The 19,532-nt window shown below is 63.6% G+C and carries 16 protein-coding genes and 1 riboswitch; of the genes, 14 read left to right on the top strand and 2 right to left on the bottom strand.

What is annotated here, in order from left to right; translation table 11 throughout:
* Positions 1-109: 109 nt before the first annotated feature.
* Positions 110-325: riboswitch (cobalamin riboswitch) on the top strand.
* Between the two features lie 97 nt (positions 326-422).
* The 14 genes from cobW (at position 423) to BLP82_RS16870 (ending at position 16,429) form a co-directional block, all read left to right on the top strand.
* Entirely contained in the window at positions 423-1,487 is a 1,065-nt protein-coding gene (cobW, locus tag BLP82_RS16935) for a cobalamin biosynthesis protein CobW (RefSeq protein WP_060738114.1), read from the top strand.
* Between the two features lie 3 nt (positions 1,488-1,490).
* Positions 1,491-5,264: a cobaltochelatase subunit CobN gene (gene cobN, locus BLP82_RS16930; RefSeq protein WP_092170334.1), complete on the top strand. Its 3,774-nt coding sequence runs from the start codon at positions 1,491-1,493 to the stop codon at positions 5,262-5,264.
* Between the two features lie 210 nt (positions 5,265-5,474).
* Positions 5,475-6,473: a magnesium chelatase ATPase subunit I gene (locus BLP82_RS16925; RefSeq protein ID WP_092170330.1), complete on the top strand. Its 999-nt coding sequence runs from the start codon at positions 5,475-5,477 to the stop codon at positions 6,471-6,473.
* Positions 6,474-6,526: 53 nt separating this feature from the next.
* Entirely contained in the window at positions 6,527-7,132 is a 606-nt protein-coding gene (locus BLP82_RS16920; RefSeq protein WP_256574163.1) for a vWA domain-containing protein, read from the top strand.
* A gap of 193 nt (positions 7,133-7,325) precedes the next feature.
* Positions 7,326-8,972, top strand: coding sequence for a phospholipase D-like domain-containing protein (locus tag BLP82_RS16915; protein ID WP_092170325.1), 1,647 nt, complete (start codon positions 7,326-7,328; stop codon positions 8,970-8,972).
* A gap of 55 nt (positions 8,973-9,027) precedes the next feature.
* Positions 9,028-9,369 carry a YdcA family protein gene (locus BLP82_RS16910; protein ID WP_092170322.1) on the top strand — a complete coding sequence of 114 codons (342 nt, stop codon included), beginning with the start codon at positions 9,028-9,030 and terminating at the stop codon, positions 9,367-9,369.
* A 395-nt stretch (positions 9,370-9,764) separates the two neighbouring features.
* Positions 9,765-10,613, top strand: coding sequence for a transporter substrate-binding domain-containing protein (locus BLP82_RS16905; RefSeq protein ID WP_063321992.1), 849 nt, complete (start codon positions 9,765-9,767; stop codon positions 10,611-10,613).
* A 54-nt stretch (positions 10,614-10,667) separates the two neighbouring features.
* Positions 10,668-11,330: an amino acid ABC transporter permease gene (locus tag BLP82_RS16900; protein WP_018608019.1), complete on the top strand. Its 663-nt coding sequence runs from the start codon at positions 10,668-10,670 to the stop codon at positions 11,328-11,330.
* Between the two features lie 9 nt (positions 11,331-11,339).
* A complete protein-coding gene (locus BLP82_RS16895) occupies positions 11,340-12,002 on the top strand; it encodes an amino acid ABC transporter permease (RefSeq protein WP_092170319.1) in 663 nt (220 codons plus the stop codon).
* Positions 11,999-12,790 (top strand): amino acid ABC transporter ATP-binding protein, encoded by a 792-nt coding sequence (locus BLP82_RS16890; protein ID WP_092170316.1) that lies wholly within the window; start codon positions 11,999-12,001, stop codon positions 12,788-12,790. Before BLP82_RS16895 ends, BLP82_RS16890 begins: the two co-directional genes overlap by 4 nt.
* Positions 12,791-12,815: 25 nt before the next feature.
* Entirely contained in the window at positions 12,816-13,202 is a 387-nt protein-coding gene (locus BLP82_RS16885; protein WP_092170313.1) for a RidA family protein, read from the top strand.
* Between the two features lie 128 nt (positions 13,203-13,330).
* Positions 13,331-14,095 (top strand): IclR family transcriptional regulator, encoded by a 765-nt coding sequence (locus BLP82_RS16880; RefSeq protein ID WP_058543922.1) that lies wholly within the window; start codon positions 13,331-13,333, stop codon positions 14,093-14,095.
* A 41-nt stretch (positions 14,096-14,136) separates the two neighbouring features.
* Complete coding sequence (locus BLP82_RS16875) at positions 14,137-15,354, top strand: amino acid deaminase (RefSeq protein ID WP_092170308.1); 1,218 nt, start codon at positions 14,137-14,139, stop codon at positions 15,352-15,354.
* Between the two features lie 154 nt (positions 15,355-15,508).
* Entirely contained in the window at positions 15,509-16,429 is a 921-nt protein-coding gene (locus BLP82_RS16870) for a sugar kinase (RefSeq protein WP_092170304.1), read from the top strand.
* A 123-nt stretch (positions 16,430-16,552) separates the two neighbouring features.
* Here the strand turns inward: BLP82_RS16870 and BLP82_RS16865 are convergent, their stop codons facing one another.
* Positions 16,553-16,828: a peptidylprolyl isomerase gene (locus BLP82_RS16865; protein ID WP_003182808.1), complete on the bottom strand. Its 276-nt coding sequence runs from the start codon at positions 16,826-16,828 to the stop codon at positions 16,553-16,555.
* Positions 16,829-16,876: 48 nt separating this feature from the next.
* Positions 16,877-19,414, bottom strand: coding sequence for a hybrid sensor histidine kinase/response regulator (locus BLP82_RS16860; RefSeq protein ID WP_092170299.1), 2,538 nt, complete (start codon positions 19,412-19,414; stop codon positions 16,877-16,879).
* Between the last annotated feature and the right edge of the window lie 118 nt (positions 19,415-19,532).

The raw sequence follows: 19,532 nt of genomic DNA, 5'->3' as shown, positions 1-19,532 counted from the left end.
GCATGGGTGGGGCGGGGCCGTCAATGCACAGGGGGCCGCTGCGCAGCCCATCGCGAGCAAGGACACCGCAGAACTTACTTGCGGAGATTGACCCGCCCCCACACCCTGCGTAGCCTTGCGCCTTCGAGGTTCTTCGGCCTGTGCCGAAGCTAAGAAGGGAACGCGGTCCAAGCCGCGGCTGCCCCCGCAACTGTGAACGGTGAGGTTTCTGCAAGGCCACTGTGCATGCCCTTTTACCAAAGGCGCACGGGAAGGCGCAGCCATTGCCAGTCGAAAGACTGGCCCGCCGTCAGCCAGGAGACCTGCCTCGAGACAGATTCTCACTACAACCGGGCGGGGTGATCCGGTGGCGAAATCTTCCGTGCACACCTGTGCCCGCGGTTGTCGTCCCGTTTGCCCGCCACCTTGCCAAAGGGCATCCGATGAAAACACTGGCCAAACTCCCCGTCACCATCGTCACCGGCTTTCTCGGCTCGGGTAAGACCACCTTGCTGCGGCACATGCTCGACAACGCCCAAGGCCGGCGCATCGCCGTGATCGTCAACGAGTTTGGCGAGCTGGGTATCGACGGCGAGATCCTCAAGCAGTGCGCCATCGGTTGCACCGAAGAAGAGGCCAACGGCCGCGTCTATGAACTGGCCAACGGCTGCCTGTGCTGCACGGTGCAGGAAGAATTCTTCCCTGTGATGCGAGAGCTGGTGGCCCGGCGTGGCGACCTCGACCATATCCTGATCGAAACCTCCGGCCTGGCCTTGCCCAAGCCACTGGTCCAGGCTTTCCAATGGCCGGAAATCCGCAGCGCCTGCACGGTCGATGCGGTGATCACCGTGGTCGACAGCCCAGCCGTGGCCGCCGGCACCTTCGCCGCCTTCCCCGACCAGGTCGATGCCCAGCGCAAACTCGACCCGAACCTGGATCACGAATCGCCGTTGCACGAGCTGTTCGCCGACCAACTGGCGAGTGCTGACCTGGTGATCCTCAACAAGGCTGACCTGATCAGCCCTGAAGACCTGGCCAAAGTTCGCCTGGAAGTCGCCGAAGAGCTGCCGCCGGCGGTCAAGGTCATCGAAGCCAGCAGCGGTCGCCTGCCGCTGGACGTGTTGATCGGCCTGGGCGCCGGTTCCGAAGAGCACATCGACGGCCGCCACAGCCATCACGACCATCACCACGATGGCGACGATGACGACCACGATCATGACGCCTTCGATTCCATCTCCATCGAGCTGCCCCAGGCCGACGAAAGCCTGTTGCTGGACGCGCTGACGCAACTGGTGGTCCAGCACGGTGTACTGCGGGTCAAGGGTTTCGCGGCGATCCCGAACAAGCCGATGCGCCTGCTGATCCAAGGCGTTGGCACGCGTTTCGATAAACATTTCGACCGCCAGTGGGGCGCCGAGGAAGCGCGGGTCACCCGTCTGGTGCTGATCGGCCAGGCGCTGGACGCTGCGCTGCTTGAAGCGCAGTTGCGCGCCGCCCTCAGCGCCTAAGCCATGCACCTGCTCAGGACTCAGCCCGGCGGTTTCGTGTCGGATGACAACATTGCCGACCTGGGGCAAACCCCCGCCGAACTGGTGATCCTGTGCAGCGGCGATTCCAGCCTGGCACTGCTGGCCGAAGCGGCGAAGCAGTTGCCGGGCGATTATCCGGAGTTTCGCCTCGCCAATCCGATGCAGGTGCAGAACCACGCCTCGGTGGATCTGTATTTCGAAGGCGTGCTGCGCCACGCCAAGGTCATCCTGTTGTCGCTGCACGGCGGCATCGGTTATTGGCGCTATGGCGTTGAACGCCTGGTGGAGCTGGCCGGGCGCGGGGTGAAGCTGATCCTGGTGCCGGGGGACGATCGTCCGGACCCGGAACTCAGTGACCTGAGCAACGTGGCCGTCGAAGACCGTGATCGGCTCTGGCAGTTCTTGCGCCAGGGCGGCCTGGGCAATGCCCTGGACCTGTTTCACAACCTTGGCAGTCAATGGTTCGGCCGCGATTATCCGTGGGCCGAGCCGCAGACCCTGCCGCGCACGGCGATCTATCACCCGGAAAAAACCAGCGCCAGCCTCGGCGATTGGCAAGCCGAGTGGAGCGCCGGGCAACCGGTGGCGGCGGTGCTGTTTTATCGTTCCCACTTGCAAGCGGCGAACACCGCGTTCATCGATGTGTTTTGCCAGCGCCTGCGAGCGGCGGGGCTCAATCCGTTGCCGATTGCCGTGGCCAGCCTCAAGGAGCCCGGTTGCCTGGCGCTGGTCGAAGACTGGCTGGACGAGGTGGAGGCCGGGGTGATCCTCAATACCACCGGCTTCGCTCAATCCAGCCCTGAAGCCCCGCACTTGCGACCGTTTCGCCGCAACATCCCGGTGATCCAGGCGATCTGCGCCCAGGACAACGAACCGGGCTGGCGCGCCAGCGAGCAGGGCCTGGGCCCGCGGGACTTGGCGATGCACATTGCCTTGCCGGAGCTGGATGGCCGGATCATCAGCCGCCCCATCAGTTTCAAGGACCTGGCCTGGCGCAGTGAGCGCAGCCAGAGCGACGTGGTCTGCTACCGCGCCGTACCCGAACGCATGGATTTTGTCGCCGAGCTGGCCCGACGTTGGACCACCCTGGCGCGCCTGCCCAATGGGCAGAAGCGTGTGGCGCTGATCCTCGCCAACTACCCGACCCGGGACGGACGTATCGGCAACGGCGTCGGCCTGGATACGCCGGCGGCGGCCTTAAATATCCTGCGGGCCATGCAGGCCGAGGGCTATCCACTGCCGGCCGAACTGCCGGCGAGCGGCACTGCGTTGATCCGGCAATTGCTCGGCGGCGTCAGTAACGACCTGGACAGCCTTGACCTGCGGCCATGCCACCAAAGCCTGGCCCTGGATGCCTACCTGGCCATGTTCGACGCGCTGCCCGAGGCCAATCGCCAAGCGGTGCTGGCGCGTTGGGGCTCGCCCGAGCAGGACCCGATGTTCCGCGACGGCCGCCTGATGGTCGCCGGCCTGCGCCTGGGCCTGACCTTCGTCGGCATCCAGCCGGCCCGGGGTTATCAGGTCGACCCGAGTGCGGTGTACCACGACCCGGACCTGGTGCCGCCCCACGGTTACCTGGCGTTTTATTTCTGGTTGCGCCACACCTATGGCGTCCACGGGGTGATCCACGTCGGCAAGCACGGCAACCTCGAGTGGCTGCCAGGCAAAGGTGTCGGGCTCTCGGAAAATTGCTGGCCGGACGTGCTGTTGGGGCCACTGCCGAATATCTACCCGTTCATCGTCAACGACCCGGGCGAGGGCGCCCAGGCCAAGCGTCGCACCCAGGCGGTGATCATCGACCACTTGATGCCGCCGCTGACCCGGGCCGAAACCTATGGGCCGCTGCGTAACCTGGAGTTATTGGCGGACGAATACTACGAGGCGCAATTGCTCGATCCGCGTCGCGCCCGGGAACTGCAACGGGACATCCTCAACCTGGTGCGCGAGACGAACATCGACCGCGAGCTGCAACTGGATGCCGGCCTCGACAGCGATGCTGACGCCGCGATCTGGCTGCCACGCCTGGATACGTACCTGTGCGACTTGAAGGAGTCGCAAATCCGTGACGGCTTGCACATTTTCGGTGAGTCGCCCAGCGGGCGGCTGCGTATCGACACGTTGCTGGCGTTGCTGCGCATTCCCCGGGGCGATGGCAAGGGTGCGCAGTCGAGCCTGCTGCGGGCGCTGGCGAAGGCGTTCGGGCTGGGCTTCGATCCGCTGGATTGTGCCTTGGCCGAACCTTGGACGGGCGACTGTCCCGAGGCGTTGCGCCGGGTCAGCGCCGAACCTTGGCGCAGCGCCGGCGATACTCGCGAGCGCCTGGAGCTGTTCGCCGTGCAGTTGATCGAGCAGGCGTTGGACGGCGCGGTCGAGCAGCTCGACGCGCCGGGCTGGGAGGTGGTGGGTGGCATCATTGAAAACCTGCGAGCCGTCGTGGCGCCGCGCCTGGACGCCTGCGGTCCGGCGGAAATGCGTGGCCTGCTCGATGCCTTGAGCGGGCGCTTCGTACCGGCCGGCCCCAGCGGCGCGCCAAGTCGCGGACGCCTCGACGTGTTGCCCACCGGGCGCAATTTCTTCTCGGTGGACGTGCGCAACCTGCCCACCACCACGGCGTGGCGCATCGGTTTCCAGTCGGCGAACCTGATCCTTGAGCGGCACTTGCAGGACCATGGCGATCACCTGCGCCAGCTCGGTCTGTCGGTGTGGGGCACCGCCACCATGCGCACCGGCGGCGACGATATCGCCCAGGCCATGGCCTTGATGGGCGTGCGTCCGGTGTGGGCCACGGGTAGCCAGCGGGTCGATGATTTCGAGATACTGCCGTTGAGCCTGCTGGACCGGCCGCGGGTCGATGTGACGCTGCGGGTGTCCGGGTTCTTCCGGGACGCCTTCGCCAACCTGATCCGCCTGTTCGATGCCGCCGTGCAGGCCGTCGCCGCCCTCGATGAACCGGACGACCTGAACCCCTTGGCGGCCAAGGTGCGCAGCGAGCGCGAAGCCTTGCTGGCATCGGGCCTTGAGCCTCAAGACGCGGCGCGCCAGGCCGGCTGGCGGATTTTCGGTGCCAAGCCTGGTGCCTATGGCGCGGGCGTGCAGGGGGCGATCGACGGTCGCTTGTGGCAGAGCCGCGAAGACTTGGCCGAGGTGTACCTGAACTGGGGTGGTTATGCCTACGGCGCCAGCGATGAAGGCACCGCCGCTCGCGAACCGTTCTCCCGGCGCTTGAGCCAGGTGCAGGCGGTGTTGCAGAACCAGGACAACCGCGAGCACGACCTGCTTGATTCCAACGACTATTACCAGTTCCAGGGCGGCATGCTGGCGGCGGTGGAGACCCTCAGCGGGGAAGCCGCGGCCAGCTATCACGGCGATCACAGCCAGCCGGACCTGCCAAAGATCCGTACCCTGAAGGAAGAACTCAACCGCGTCATCCGCTCCCGTGCGGCCAATCCGAAGTGGATCGACGGCGTGAAGCGGCACGGCTATAAAGGCGCGTTCGAGCTGGCCGCGACGGTGGACAACCTGTTCGCCTTCGACGCCACCACGCAACTGATCGACGACCACCAGTACGCCTTGCTGGCCGATGCCTACCTGCTCGATCCGGACACCCGGGACTTCGTCCGCCAGCACAACCCCGACGCCCTGCGGGACATGACCGAGCGCATGCTCGAAGCGCAGCAGCGGGGGATGTGGCAGGAACCGGGGGAGTATCGCGAGGCGCTGGAGAATTTGTTGTTGGACATTGAGGAAGATGGTTGACATGCATAATCAGCAGGTCAGACACCGTCCCTGTGGTGAGGGGATTTATCCCCGCTGGGTTGCGAAGCGACCCTAACCCCAAACACCTCGGTGTATCAGGTAGATTGAGTTGACTCACTTGGGGCTGCTTCGCAGCCCAGCGGGGATAAATCCCCTCGCCACAAGTACTCTGTTCATATTGACGCTATCGACCACCCTTGAGAATTAGATATGACCCAACCCCATTTCCCACTCTCCGCCGTGGTCGGCGCCGATGACCTGAAACTGGCCCTGTGCCTGGCCGCCATCGATCCGAAAATCGGCGGTGTGCTGATCGAAGGCCCACGGGGCATGGCCAAGTCCACCTTGGCCCGGGGCCTGGCGGACCTGCTGGCCAGCGGTCAGTTCGTCACCTTGCCCCTCGGTGCCACCGAAGAGCGGCTGGTGGGCACCCTCGATCTGGATGTGGCCCTGGGAGAGGGGCGCGCGCAATTTTCTCCCGGCGTGCTGGCCAAAGCCGATGGTGGCGTGCTGTATGTCGATGAAGTGAACCTGCTGCCCGATCACCTGGTGGACCTGCTGCTCGATGTGGCCGCCAGTGGCACCAACCTGATCGAGCGCGACGGCATTTCCCATCGGCATCCAGCGCGCTTTGTGCTGATCGGCACCATGAACCCGGAAGAGGGCGAGCTGCGCCCGCAGTTGCTCGACCGTTTCGGCCTGAACGTCGCCCTCGATGGTCACACCGCCCCGGCTGAACGCGGCCAGATCATCCGGCGGCGGTTGGATTTCGACAGCGATCCGCTGGCGTTCTGCACGGAGTGGGATATGGCCCAGCAGCAGTTGCGCGAACGTTGCCAGCGGGCGCGTGACCGTTTGGCTGGGATCGCCTTGGATGATGCGACGCTGGCGCAGATCACCGAGCGCTGTTTTGCCGCCGGGGTCGATGGCTTGCGCGCCGACCTGGTCTGGCTGCGGGCGGCCCGGGCCCATGCGGCCTGGCGAGACGCTGCTGCGATTGCCGATGAGGACATCGATGCGGTCGCCGAATTTGCCTTGCGGCATCGGCGGCGCGGGCATTCGGCACCGGCGTCGTCCCAGGCGCCACAAACGGCTGCGAATGAAACGGCCAAGCCCAACGAAGGCCAAGGCCAGTGGGGCGACCTGCCGGCTCGGGCACTGCCGACCGGTGCCCGACGTGACGTGCCGAGCTGGCCAAAAAAGCCCTAGGCATTCGCCCTCGTTCAACGGCGGGGGCGAATGCCAGACCCCGTGCAGGACAATTGGAGCAAGGACGCCAGGGCCGCAGCAAAGCCGCGGCCAGCGGTGCGGTGAACTGGCCGGGAACGTTACTCAATGGCCGGCCACACCGGCATGCAGACTTGCGCTGGCACGCTCGGCATCGGGCGCCCCATGAGCTGTGGCTGGTCATCGTCGATGCGTCGGCCTCGACCCGTCGTCATCGCGCCTTGAGTGACGGCAAAGGCTTGTTGGCGCAATTGTTCGACGACGCCTACCGGCAACGGGCCCGCCTGGCGCTGTTGACGGCCAGCGGCACGCAGCCGAACTGGCAGGTGCAAGGGCTCAAGGCCTCGGCGGGCCTGCGGGACTGGCTCGATGGCCTGGGCGCCGGTGGCGGAACGCCGTTGCTGGCGGCGCTGGACGAGGCCGGGCGCTGGCTGGTTGCGCGGCGCAGGCGTTACCCGGCGGAGCAGCAGCGGGTGTTGGTGATGACCGACGGACGAGTCAAGGAGGGACTGTCACTGCCCTCCCTGGATTGCCCGTGCCTGTTGATCAACATCGAGCGCGGCCCGATCCGCCTGGGCCGGGCCCGGCAGTTGGCGGGGCAGTTGCAGGCTGAGTATCGGCATATCGATGAGGCTGATTGAAAGGTTCTGTGACTGTCAGGGCCCCATCGCGAGCAAGCTCGCTCCCACACTGTTTTGTGAATACATGAATGATGAACACCCGGCCCTCTGTGGGAGCGAGCTTGCTCGCGATGGCATCCCCTCGGTTCCAATGACCTGCCCACCTGACCCGCATCACTGCACTATGCTCAAGCAGCCCTCACAGGAGTGAACCATGCGCGTACTCGTCACCAACGCCCAGGACGATTTTCGGGTCAAGGCCTATGCCGGCACCAACGGCGTGCTGCTCGCCATGGACCTGGCCGAACCCCGGCGCAAGGGCTTGCTGGGTTTTGCCATCGAGAAACAGCAGGGGGACAAGCCCTGGCTGTTCCTGTTCAACAGCCTGACGTTCCCCGACAAGACCCACACCTTTCCCCAATTCCACGCCACCCCCAGCGACAAGGCACCCCTGCAGAAATTTCGCTGGGCCGATTACGCCGTCAACCCCGGCGTGACGATCCACTATCGCGTGCACCTGGCCTATGGCAGCCCCGATGCACCGCAATTGGGCGAATCCCTGGCCGTCACCGTCACCAGCGACGACGGGCAGCCGGCCGACCAGCGGGTCATCTTCAACCGTGCCGTGGCCGCCAGTCAGGCGTTCCAGCGCAAGTTTCCCGAAGTGGACGCGCTGCTCAATGCCAACAAGCACCTGTCCATCGATGACTGGCCCGACGCACCACGTCGCTGGTTGGAAAACGGCTTGCTGGGTCGCTTGACCGGTTTCATCGACCGGGCGCTGGATGCCCGCTGGGCCTTGGACGTCGCCATTTATGAATACGAATTGCCGGTGATCGTCGACGCGGTGACTGCCGCTCATGCTCGCGGCGCCCAGGTGCGGGTGCTGTATCACGCCGAGCCGGGAGACGACACCACGGCGCGCAACGAAGCCAGCCTCGAAAACATGCCGGCGGCCAACAAGCGTGGGCGGATCACCCACAATATTTTCCATAACAAGTTCATTGTGCTGAGCAAGGTAGAGGTCAACGGCTCATTGCACCCTGAAGCCGTGCTGTGCGGCAGCACCAACTTCACGGCCAACGGTGTCTACCGCCAGGCCAACGTCGTGCATGTGCTGGATGACCCGCGGATCAGCAGCAGCTATTCCCAGGTATTCGAGCAAATCTGGGCAACGCCCCAGGATGTCGATGTCACTCGCCAGTGGCTGACCCTGAACAATGCCATGGCCCCGCAAGAAGCGTTGTTCGCCGGGTTCTCGCCACGCACCGGGGAGGGCGATCTGGATCGCTTCGTCGACATCATCAAGGGGGCGCGAAAGGACCTGTTGTTCGTCACCGCCTTTGTGTTGCCCGACCGCATCCTCGACGCCTTGCTCGGCCAGCCCAATGACGACGTGTTGCGCTACGGCCTGCAAAACACCAAGAGCCGCATCACCGGTTTTCATGCCGACCGCACCGCCGAATTCGCCGCCACCGCGTTGCTCAACACCGGTCTGGAGGGCTGGCTGCGGGAAAACATGAAAGGCCAGAAGGGCAATCTACTGGTGCACACCAAAGCCATCGTCACCGACTTCACCAGTGACACACCGACCATCCTCAGCGGCAGCCACAACCTCAGCGCCGCCGCCAGCAGCGGCAACGACGAGAACTACCTGATCATTCAGGGCAATACCGACCTGGCCGACCGCTACGGGCTGGAACTGCTGCGTTTCTATGAGCATTACCGCTTTCGCTACTTCGCGAAAAAACTCGCCCTCAAGCAGGTCAAGCCACTGGCGGTGGATGACAGCTGGAGTGATGACTATTACCGCGAGGGGGATTTGCGGATGTTGTCCAGGGTGAGGTTTTGCGGGCGTTAGGCGCAGTAGATGATCGGGTGATAGCATAGAGCCACCTATCAGCCAGGAAGCTGTCATGAACCTCTGTCACGGAACGTCCGCTTTACTTCGCACCTGTGTCGCGATCCTGTTGTTGGCCCTGGGCACTTCGGCCCTTGCCGCCAATCAACCGTGTTCCGGCCGCAAGGGCGGGATCGCCGGGTGTGACGGAGATACCTTCCTCTGCAATGACGGCTCCATCAGCGCTTCGAAGAAGTCCTGTTCCGCTGTGCTGGGGCTTCGGAACGAGGCGCGCCCGCAGTCGCTGCTCAAGTCCGCCGACGGTTGCCAGTGCGGCAGTGGCAATTACTGCGTCGGCCCCCGGGGCGGGGTCTATTGCCTCACGCCTGGCGGCAGCAAGAGCTACAAGCGCAAATAGACCAGGCACACTGCCGAACAATTGTGGGAGCGAGCTTGCTCGCGATAGCGTCAGGTCAGTCAACACCAACATTGACTGATACACCGCTATTGCGAGCAAGCTCGCTCCCGCGGGTATCCATTTATAACTCCAGGTGGCTCCGTTTCAGTGCGCCAGGTGCGCCGAGTACCCGGCATGGGGCCTTGTTACCCGCTCGCCGTGGCCAACGGTAGCAATCTCGGCACGATTCCAAGCACCCATCCATTGCCTCTGTTTTTCCCATCTCCCTGATTTCCCTGACTTTCCATTTTTCTCACCCATGCGCCCCAAGCCTGTGGCACACTTTCTGCTGTCTATTCCGTTGTTACATACCATGTTCCGGTATAGCGGAATAAACTCACTCTGGAGTGCTTGCCATGCAACGCCGACCTTCCTTGTTCAAAACATGTGTTTTTCTCTTCGCGGCCACGGTGGCTGCCGTGGGTGTCGCCCAGGCGGCCGACAGCAAGCTGGACAGCGTGCTGCAGCGGGGGAAATTGATCGTGGGCACGGGCAGTACCAATGCGCCGTGGCACTTCCAGGGAGCGGATGGCAAGTTGCAGGGCTTTGATATCGATATCGCGCGCATGGTCGCCAAGGGCCTGTTCAATGACCCGGAGAAAGTCGAGTTCGTGGTGCAGTCGTCCGATGCGCGGATCCCCAATCTGCTGACCGACAAGGTCGACATGAGCTGCCAGTTCATCACCGTCACTGCCAGCCGCGCCCAGCAAGTGGCGTTCACCCTGCCGTACTACCGCGAAGGCGTGGGCCTGCTGCTGCCGGCCAACAGCAAGTACAAGGAAATCGAAGACCTCAAGGCCGCGGGCGATGACGTCACCGTGGCGGTGCTGCAGAACGTCTACGCCGAAGAATTGGTGCACCAGGCGCTGCCCAAGGCCAAGGTCGACCAGTACGACAGCGTCGATTTGATGTACCAGGCGGTGAACTCCGGTCGCGCCGATGCCGCCGCCACCGACCAGTCCTCGGTCAAGTACCTGATGGTGCAGAACCCTGGGCGCTACCGCAGCCCGGCTTATGCCTGGAGCCCGCAAACCTACGCCTGTGCGGTCAAGCGCGGCGACCAGGACTGGCTGAACTTCGTCAACACCACCTTGCATGAAGCCATGACCGGCGTGGAATTTCCTACCTATGCGGCGTCGTTCAAGCAGTGGTTCGGCGTCGAGCTGCCGTCGCCGGCGATTGGTTTCCCCGTTGAATTCAAATGACCCTGTGAGCCCGGGGCGCCCCTTGCGGGCGCTTCGTTGAAGGTACTGTCGACCATGAATTATCAGTTGAACTTTGCTGCCGTCTGGCGCGATTTCGACACCTTGCTGGCGGGGCTGGGCCTGGGGCTTTCCCTGGCGCTGGTGTCGATCGCCATCGGTTGCGTGATCGGCCTGGCCATGGCGTTCGCGCTGCTGAGCAAGCACCGGGTTCTGCGGGTGCTGGCGTCGGTGTATGTCACGGTGATCCGCAATACGCCGATCCTGGTGCTGATCCTGTTGATCTACTTCGCCTTGCCGAGCCTGGGCATCCGCCTGGACAAGCTGCCGTCGTTCGTCATCACCCTCTCGCTGTACGCCGGGGCCTACCTGACCGAAGTGTTCCGCGGCGGGCTGTTGAGCATTCACAAGGGGCAGCGGGAAGCGGGGCTGGCCATCGGCCTGGGCGAGTGGCAGGTGAAAGCCTACGTCACCGTGCCGGTGATGCTGCGCAACGTGTTGCCGGCCTTGTCGAACAACTTCATTTCGCTGTTCAAGGACACCTCCCTGGCGGCGGCGATCGCCGTGCCGGAGCTGACCTACTACGCCCGCAAGATCAACGTGGAGAGCTATCGGGTGATCGAAACCTGGCTGGTGACCACGGCCCTGTATGTCGCGGCCTGTTACCTCATTGCCATGGTGCTGCGGTATTTCGAGCAGCGCCTGGCGATCCGCCGTTAGGAGTCTCCCATGTACGAATCACCCAGTTGGTTGCATGAGTTATGGATCGCCCGGGACACCCTGTGGGCCGGCTTCCTGACCAGTGTGCAGTGTTCGCTGTTGGCGATTGTGTTGGGCACGCTGATCGGCCTGGTGGCCGGCTTGGTGCTGACCTATGGCCGGACCTGGATGCGCGCGCCGTTTCGCTTCTACGTCGACCTGATCCGCGGCACGCCGGTGTTCGTGCTGGTGCTGGCCTGCTTCTACATGGCCCCGGCCCTGGGCTGGCAGATCGGCGCATTCCAGGCTGGCGTGCTGGGCCTGACGCTGTTTTGTGGCTCCCATGTGGCCGAGATCGTGCGCGGTGCCTTGCAGGCGCTGCCCCGTGGGCAGATGGAGGCGAGCCAGGCCATCGGCCTGACGTTCTACCAGTCGCTGGGCTATGTGCTGTTGCCCCAGGCGTTGCGGCAGATCCTGCCGACCTGGGTCAATTCCTCTACCGAGATCGTCAAGGCCTCAACCCTGTTGTCGGTGATCGGCGTCGCCGAACTGTTGCTCAGCACCCAGCAGATCATCGCCCGGACCTTCATGACCCTGGAGTTTTACCTGTTCGCCGGGTTTCTCTTTTTCATCATCAATTACGCCATCGAATTGCTCGGGCGGCACATTGAAAAGCGGGTGGCCTTGCCATGACTGATACTTCGACTCCTTCCAACACTCAACCGCTGTTGGACATTCGCGGCCTGCGCAAACAATACGGCCCGCTGGAAGTGCTCAAGGGCGTGGACCTGAGCATGCAGCGCGGCAACGTGGTCACGCTGATCGGCTCCAGCGGTTCGGGCAAGACCACGCTGTTGCGTTGCGTGAACATGCTCGAAGAGTTCCAGGGCGGGCAAATCATGCTCGACGGCGAATCCATCGGCTATGACGACATGGACGGCAAGCGCGTGCGCCACCCCGAGAAGGTCATCGCCCGGCACCGTGCGATGACCGGCATGGCCTTCCAGCAGTTCAACCTGTTCCCGCATTTGACCGCGTTGCAGAACGTCACCCTGGGTCTGCTCAAGGTGAAAAAACTGCCCAAGGACGAAGCGGTGGCCCTGGCCGAGAAATGGCTGGAGCGGGTCGGCCTGCTGGAGCGGCGCAATCACTTCCCCGGCCAGTTGTCCGGCGGCCAGCAGCAGCGTGTGGCGATTGCCCGGGCGATTGCCATGAACCCCAGTCTGATGCTGTTCGACGAAGTCACCTCGGCCCTGGACCCGGAGCTGGTCGGCGAGGTGCTGAACGTGATCAAGGGCCTGGCCGAGGACGGCATGACCATGCTGCTGGTGACCCACGAAATGCGCTTTGCCTTCGAGGTCTCCGACAAGATCGTATTCATGAACCAGGGCCGCATCGAAGAGCAGGGGCCACCGAAAGAATTGTTCGAGCGGCCGCAATCGCCGCGGTTGGCGGAATTTCTCAAGAACACCCGTTTTTAATTTTATTCAGTAAGGAGAAACACTCATGAGCATTACGCGCTACGGCACCGGCAGCACCGCAGGCGGCGGCCAGCCACGGCCATTCGCCCGCGCCGTGGAAGCCGATGGCTGGCTGCACGTGTCCGGCCAGGTGCCGGCGGTGAACGGCGAGATCATTGTCGGCGGGATCGTCGAGCAGACCCACCAGACCATGAAGAACCTGGTCGCCATTCTCGAAGAGGCCGGTTATGAGCTCAAGGACGTGGTGCGCTGCGGCGTGTGGTTGGAAGATCCGCGGGATTTCTGGAGTTTCAACAAGGTGTTCGGCGAATACTTCAGCCCTGAACACGCCCCGGCCAGGGCCTGCGTGCAGGCGAGCATGATGGTCGATTGCAAAGTCGAGATCGATTGTGTGGCCTACAAGAAGAAGTGATCATTGATCGTTCCCACGCTCTGCGTGGGAATGCCGCCATGGACGCTCCGCGTCCGCTGTCGATGTGACGCAGAGCGTCACGGGATGCATTGCCCACGCAGAGCGTGGGAACGATCAGGAATAATGACATGACCGAAGACACCATCAAACGCCGGGCCCGGGGACTGGATCGGGCGTTCGATATCCTCGATTTCCTCAAGGAAATCGGCCAGCCGCTGCGCCCGAACGATATTGCCAGCGGCATCGGCAGCCCCAAGTCCACGGTCTATGAACTGGTGGCGTCGCTGCTGGAGCGCCGCATCCTTGAACCGGTGGGCAAGGACGGTCACGTCTACCTGGGCCGCCAGTTGTATTTCCTCGGACAGGCGCACCTGCGGCATTTCGACCTGAGCCGCGAGGCTGACCAGGCCTTGCAGGAGATCGTGCGCCAGACCCGCGAAACGGCGCAGATGTGCCTGCTCAACGGGCGCAAATACACCGTCGCGCTGATGAAGGAAGGTGAGCGGCATTTCCGCATTTCATCGGACATCGGTGAAAACGCGCCAATCCCGTGGACGGCGTCCGGACGCCTGCTGCTGGCGCATTTGAGTGACCAACAGATCGTCGACCTGATCGACCCCGACGACTTCATTTTGCCGGACGGCGAGCGCTTGCCCCTGGAGCAATTTCTCAAGGAAATCCGCCAGGCCGGCCTCGATGGGTTCTTTTCCTTCGACAGCGTCGCCGACACCTTCACCCACTGCTTCGCCGCACCGGTCAAAGACCCCGGCGGCGTGGCCATCGCCACCCTGTGCATCGTCGCCCCTCGGGCCGACGCCAAGAACAATTACGCCGACTACCGCCGGGTGCTGATCGAAAGCGCCAACAACCTGGCCCGGCGCATCAATGAATAGATAACCGCGGCTACGAGCGGCCGCGTGCGAGGAGTACGAACATGTCTTCTGTCATTCCCAATGCTGGCGTAGAGAAGGGGGCGGCCACCGTCGGTGCTCATCTGCTCAAGGACGTCAGCCTGCCGGCGTTGGTGCTGCACCGCGCGGCGCTGGAGCACAACATTCGCTGGATGCAAGCGTTCGTCACCGACAGTGGCGCCGAACTGGCGCCCCACGGCAAGACCAGCATGACCCCGGCGCTGTTTCGACGCCAGCTCGATGCCGGTGCCTGGGGCCTGACCCTCGCCACCGCCGTGCAGACCCGTGCCGCTTACGCCCATGGCGTTCGTCGAGTGCTGATGGCCAACCAACTGGTGGGCACGCCAAACATGGCGCTGATCGCCGATCTGCTGGTCGACCCGGCGTTCGAATTCCATTGCATGGTCGATCATCCGGACAACGTCGCAGACCTGGGCGCTTACTTCGCCTCGCGCGGCGTGCGGCTCAATGTGATGATCGAGTACGGCGTGGTCGGTGGTCGGTGCGGCTGCCGGACCGAGGCCGAGGTGTTGGCCCTGGCCGAGGCGATTCGCAGTCAGCCGGCGCTGGCGTTGACCGGTATCGAAGGCTACGAAGGGGTGATCCATGGCGACCACGCCATCAGTGGCATCCGCGCATTCGCGGCATCGTTGGTACGGCTGGCGGTGCAGTTGCAGGACAACGGAGCCTTCTCCATCGACAAACCGATCATCACCGCCTCGGGTTCGGCCTGGTACGACCTGATCGCCGAATCCTTCGAAGCCCAGAATGCCCATGGGCGTTTCCTCAGCGTGCTGCGTCCCGGCAGTTACGTGGCCCATGACCATGGCATCTACAAGGAAGCCCAGTGCTGCGTGCTGGAGCGCCGCAGCGACCTGCACGAAGGCCTGCGTCCGGCCCTGGAAGTCTGGGCTCATGTGCAATCGCTGCCGGAGCCGGGCTTCGCGGTGATCGCCCTGGGCAAGCGCGACGTGGCCTACGACGCCGGATTGCCGGTGCCGCTCAAGCGCTACACGCCCGGATCGGATTCGGTGGTGGGGGACGACGTGAGCGGCTGCAAGGTGACGGCGGTGATGGACCAGCATGCGTTCATGACGGTAGCGGCGGGGGTTGAGTTGCGAATCGGGGACATTATCTCGTTCGGTACTTCACACCCGTGCCTGACGTTCGACAAGTGGCGGGTGGGGTGCCTGGTGGATGAGCAGTTGCGGGTGGTCGAGAGCATGGAGACGTGTTTCTAGGGCTTAAGACCGAGTCGCGGCTTTCGCGAGCAAGCCCGCTCCCACATTGGGACAGGTATGAACACAGAGTTTGTGTTCGCCAAAAATCCTCTGTGGGAGCGGGCTTGCTCGCGAAGACGGCCTGTAAAACACCACCGAAACACCAGGATCATCCATGAGTACACTCAGCCCAAAAAATCGCATCGCCCTGATCGGCGAATGCATGATCGAACTGCAACAACGCGCCGACGGCAGCCTGCTGCAAAGCTTCGGCGGCGATACCCTGAACACGGCGGTGTACCTGTCTCGCGCCTTGGGCGACAGGGGGGCGGTGGATTATGTCACCGCCCTGGGCGACGACAGTTTCAGCGATGCCATGTGTGAGCGCTGGGCCGAAGAAAACATCGGTCTGCAACGGGTCCAGCGCTTGCCCGGCCGCCTGCCGGGTCTGTATTGCATCCAGACTGATGCGGCGGGGGAGCGGCGATTCCTCTACTGGCGCAACGAGGCGGCGGTGCGCGAGTGTTTTACCACCCCGGCCGCCGCGCCGATCCTGGCGGCATTGCCGGATTACGATGTGCTGTATTTCAGCGGCGTCACCCTGGCGGTGCTCGGTGAGCAGGGGCGCGCCAGGCTCATCGAAACCCTGGTCGAAGCACGTCGACGCGGGGCCCAGGTGGTGTTCGACAATAATTACCGGCCAAGACTCTGGGCCTCGATCGAGGCGGCGCGGGCGGCGTATCGCAGCGTACTGCCTTACGTGGAGTTGGCGCTGTTGACCGTGGAAGACGAGCAGGCACTGTTCGGCTATGCGGACACTGACGCGGTATTCGCCGCCTATGGGCAGTTCGGCACACCGGAGGTGGTGCTCAAGCGCGGTGCCGAGGCCTGCCTGATTCGTTGCGATGGCGAGTCTTATGAGATTCCTGCTCAACGGGTCGAGCGTGTGGTGGACACCACGGCGGCGGGGGATTCATTCAGTGCCGCGTACCTGGCGAGCCGCTTGCTGGGTGGTACTCCGGCGGAGGCGGCCGAAGCAGGGCATCTGTTGGCGAGCCGGGTGATCCAGGTGCCGGGGGCGTTGATGCCAAAATAATAAGTGGGCACAAAACCTGTGGGAGCGAGCTTGCTCGCGATAGCGCTGGGTCAGCTTGCAGAAATGTTGACTGAGTCGCCGCCATCGCGAGCAAGCTCGCTCCCACAAGCGCCAGGCTCGGTTTCAATCCCGGTAGAACACCTGCACCAGGTGATAGCCGAATTTGCTCTTGATCGGCCCATGCACCACCCGCAAGGGTTTCTTGAAGATCACCGCATCGATCACGCCGACCATCTGCCCCGGCCTTACTTCACCCAAATCGCCGCCGCGTTTGCCCGAAGGGCAGGTGGAGTATTTCTTGGCCAGCACATCGAAGGCTTCACCCTTGGCGATGCGTTGCTTGAGCTGTTCGGCTTCTTCGGCGGTTTTCACCAGGATATGGCGGGCTTGGGCTTTCATTGCAGCGGTGACCTGAACGGTGCGACGGGGCGGCGATTATGCCTCAAGTCAGCTGTCATGGTTGATCATCGTCCGAATCTTGTTGGCCAGCAGATCAAGAGTGAAGGGCTTGGCGACCATGTCCATGCCCTGGTCGAGGAACCCCTGGCGTTCGGCGGCTTTCTGCGCATAACCGGTCATGAACAGCACTTTCAACCCCGGGCGGTGCTGGCGGGCGATTTCCGCCAGTTGCCGGCCATTCATGCCCGGCAGCCCGACGTCGGTCACCAACAGGTCGATGCGCTGCTCCGATTCCAGCAGGGGCAGGGCCGTCATGGCGTCCTGGGCTTCCAGGGCGGTGTAGCCCAAGGTCTTCAACAGGTCGAGCACCAGCATGCGCACTGCCGGTTCATCCTCCACCAGTAACACGGTTTCCCCGGCGATGGCCGGCGGTACGTCGACCGTCTCCGCCGTGGCGGGTTGTTGGGCCGGCGCAACGTGCAAGCGCGGCAGGTACAACTGCACCCGTGTGCCTTGGCCCGGCACGCTGTCCAGGTTGAGGTGTCCACCCGACTGTTGGGCAAACCCGTAGATCATCGACAAGCCCAGGCCGGTGCCCTGGCCGATGGGCTTGGTGGTAAAGAACGGGTCGAAGGCCTTGGCCAGCACGGCGGGGGTCATGCCGCTGCCGTTGTCGCTGACCGCGATCATCACGTAGTCGCCGACCTTGACCGGTTCGAGGGTGTTGATGTCAGTGCCGTCCAGATAGACGTTGGCGGTTTCGACGATCAATTCGCCGCCGTCGGGCATGGCGTCGCGGGCGTTGATCACCAGGTTGAGCAGGGCGTTTTCCAACTGGCTGGCATCGGTGCTGACCGGCCACAGCTCGGGGGTCAGTTGCAGCCGCAGCACGATGTGATCGCCGGTGGTCCGGCTCAGCAGGTCTTCGAGCGAGCGCACCAGCTCGTTGGCGTCCAGCGGCTTGCGGTCCAGGGACTGGCGGCGGGAAAACGCCAGCAGCCGATGGGTCAGGGCCGCGGCGCGGTTGGCCGAGGACACCGCCGCTTCGGTGAAGCGCCCGATCTCGGCGGTGCGGCCGGCGGCGATGTAGCGTTGCATCAGGTCGAGGCTGCCGAGGATGCCGGTGAGCATGTTGTTGAAGTCATGGGCAATGCCGCCGGTGAGTTGGCCCACGGCCTCCATTTTCTGCGCATGGCGCAGGGCTTCTTCGGCGCGCTCGCGTTCGAACATCTCGCTTTGCAGGCGGTGGTTGGCTTCGGCCAGTTGCCGGGTCCTGGCGATGACCCGTTCCTCCAGCGTTTCGTTGAGGTTGCGCAGGGCTTCCTCGGTTTTCCGGCTCTCGGTCTCATCGATCACGAAGATGTAGAAACCGTTCACCGCCCCGTCCGTCCCGTGGCGAGGCAAGTAGTTGATCAGTGCATGGCGCGGGCGACCGTCGCGATGGTCCATCTGCAAGGTAAAGCTGCACGGTTTGCCGGCCAGGGCATCGGCGATTTGTTGGGCACGGGCGGCATAGGCCTCTTCGCCGAGCACTTCGCGGATGGTCTTGCCGTAGAGCTCTTGCGGGGTCAGGCCGTACCAGTCCAGGTAGGCGCTGTTGTTCAGCCGGAAGCGCTCTTCGCGGTCCACGTAGCTGATGAGGATCGGCATGGCGTTGATGATCAACTGCAGCTCGGTCTGGCTCTGGCGCAGGGCTTGCTCGGTGCGCTTGCGTTCGGTCAGGTCCAGGGCCGCGCCCAGAAAACGCTTGGGCCGGCCGTGGCGGTCCTTGTAGCAACGGCCGCGCACGTAGACCCAGCGTAGTTCATCGTCGGGCTGCAACAGCCGGTACTCTTCGGCGTATTCGGTGCCGTGGGTGATGCAGTGCTTGATGCTGCGGGCAATCATCGCCCGGTCCTCGGGATGCACGCCTTCGAGGTAGGCGCTGATGGGCAGTTGGCGCGACAGGTTCGGGTCGACGCCATGCAGCAGGGCGAAATGCGCGTCGGCAATGAAGCGGTCTTCGCTGATGTCCCAATCCCAGGTGCCCAGTGCGTCGGCGGCGGCCAGGGCCAGTTGCAGGCGCTCTTCGCTTTCGTGCTGGGCCTTGAGGCTGGCCTCGGAGCGCCGTTCGAATTCCATGGCCAGGCGGCGGCGTTCGCTGGTCTCGATGGCGGTGACCAGGATGCCGGCGACGCTGCCGCTTTCGTCATGCACCGGGCTGTAGGTCAGGTCCAGCCAGACATCGCAGAGACGACCGGCGAAAGGCACGCGCCAGTGCTGGTCGCGGCAGGTGTGCGTCTGGCCTTGCAACACGCGGTGGTAAATCCCTTGGGTTGCCCCTTTGAGTTCGGGCCATGCCGCATGGGTCGGCTGGCCGAACGCCCGGGGGTGCTTGTCACCGGTCAGTCGACCGAAGGCGTCGTTGTAGAGATGGGTCAGCTGCGCGCCCCACAGCAAGGCCATTGGCATGGGCGAATGGAGCACGATGTCCACGGCGGTGCGCAGGCTCTGGGGCCAGTTTCGTTCAGTGCCCAATGAGGTCTGGGCCCAGTCCACCTGGCTGACCAGGCGCTGGGCATCATTGCCGGTGGGTGTCGCGTTCATCACGCGATCCCTGGCTGTCGTGTCTGTACCACGGCGTCTACTATCCTGTGAGGAAAGTAAGTGCGGGTGGGTCTGAAGGGTTTCATGTTCGGCTCAACTTGTTTCATTGATGTCTCGC

The sequence above is a fragment of the Pseudomonas sp. NFACC37-1 genome (assembly GCF_900101575.1).
GTDB classification, from domain to species: domain Bacteria; phylum Pseudomonadota; class Gammaproteobacteria; order Pseudomonadales; family Pseudomonadaceae; genus Aquipseudomonas; species Aquipseudomonas fluorescens_AA.
Note: the sequence above shows the minus strand (reverse complement) of the source record. Positions and strands in the feature narration are given on the sequence as shown.